Origin of the sequence: Microvirga tunisiensis (assembly GCF_009296175.1) — a bacterium.
In the GTDB taxonomy this organism is placed as follows: domain Bacteria; phylum Pseudomonadota; class Alphaproteobacteria; order Rhizobiales; family Beijerinckiaceae; genus Microvirga; species Microvirga tunisiensis.
This window is the reverse complement of record NZ_VOSK01000751.1, coordinates 1-1,389: the sequence shown is the minus strand read 5'-3', so window position 1 is coordinate 1,389 and position 1,389 is coordinate 1. Positions and strand designations below refer to the sequence as shown.

2 protein-coding genes and 1 pseudogene are annotated in these 1,389 nt (G+C 58.3%); 1 reads left to right on the top strand and 2 read right to left on the bottom strand.

Annotated elements, in window-relative coordinates:
- The coding region (locus FS320_RS43385) for a transposase (protein ID WP_152711663.1) at positions 1–380 on the top strand (380 nt) is incomplete at its 5' end.
- A gap of 266 nt (positions 381–646) precedes the next feature.
- Here the strand turns inward: FS320_RS43385 and FS320_RS43380 are convergent.
- Positions 647–898, bottom strand: a complete 252-nt coding sequence (locus tag FS320_RS43380) for a hypothetical protein (protein WP_152718653.1) — start codon at positions 896–898, stop codon at positions 647–649.
- 349 nt (positions 899–1,247) lie between these two features.
- Positions 1,248–1,389, bottom strand: a pseudogene (locus tag FS320_RS43375) (ATP-binding protein); the annotation flags it as partial.

Here is a 1,389-nt window from a genome sequence, read left to right as displayed (position 1 = left end):
ACCTCCATGACCGCGCCGGAGCCGAACTCCTGCTGGAGGGTCTGCAGAATCTGTTTCCGGCCATTGAGTTGATGTGGGCCGACACGGCTTATCGTGGGCTGAAGGACTGGCTCCAGAAGGCCCTGAGCTGGAGATTATCCATCCCGCAGCATTGGTGGAGCGGCGGAACCTGGATGCGGGCTGACGCGGAGCCGCCGACGCGACCGAGTGGCTTCCAGGTGCTCGCACGCAGGTGGGTTGTCGAGCGGACCATCGGTTGGCTCACCACCAACCGGCGGCTCGCCAAGGACTACGAACGCTTGGTCGAGACCGGCGAGATGTTGCTCTATCTCGCCATGAGCCGCATCCTGCTGCGTCGCCTCACGCGAAAGGAAAGATAATTGCTCACCAGCCTCTATATCACCTAAAGCCGCTCAATGACGGCATAATGACGTTGCGCTGTTTGTCGAAAGGCAGAGGATTCAACAATCTCGATCGGTCAATCGCAAAATCCGCTGAACAATTTTAATGGAACCTGGTCCTGGAATCTCAGCTATCCTCAAGGAGGTGCAGAGGCTGGTGGTTCAAGCACAGAGCTGGGCCCGTGAGAGCCCAAGGGACGAGAATTTTGCTTGTGTGACGGGGGGATATTGGCTGGTCAAAGCGCTTATTCAGTACGGCGCAACGGCTTGATTTCGGGGCCCGCCAGCCAGACGCACACCTCCTCGAGCGACATGAACGTATGCTCAACCTGGGTAAACGGCGGGGGACATGGCCCTGGTGCGGGATCGTTCAGAAGCTCTGCGGTCCACGTGACCTGGCCGGTGCGCGAGCCACTCCGCACAATGCTCCCAATAATCTCGCCATGCAGCAGAAGATCGTAGCTGCCTGGAGCCAGTTGGATAAGACGGTAGGGCATCTGTTTGCTGTCTCGTGGTCGGTGCTGAATGCTGGTCACTTGTTTTGGTGACCAATGTGTCGTGGGCTGGCAAAGCACAGTTCGATATCCATCGCAACCGCCTCTGAAGGAACTTCAGCTGTGGGCGCACTCAGGTGATCGCGAGCAACTGATCTAGCCCCGGGCTTCCACACGGGTCTTGAATTGTGTCGCGTGGATTCCTTGGACTGTCTGCAGCTTCTCAGTTTCGAAACAGGCTGACTTGATCGCATTTGCTGAACAGTTAGAGTGCACCTGTCAAGCGACACCGAGATTTACGAGATAAGGCGACATCCAGTTTTACGACGGCTCAAGCGTGAGCCCGCTGGAGAGCCTCCTCCAGATCCCGCAGGCGATAGCTGCGCCCCTTGATGTTGAGAACATGCGCTCGGTGCAGCAGGCGGTCGAGGATGGCCGTGGCCAGCACCTCGTCGCCGGCCAGCAGCTCGGTCCACTCCCGGATGCTCTTGTTC

Bases quoted from the DNA above. Each gene is read 5' to 3' on its own strand.
- FS320_RS43380 (WP_152718653.1), bottom strand. From the start codon at position 898: ATGCCCTACCGTCTTATCCAACTGGCTCCAGGCAGCTACGATCTTCTG.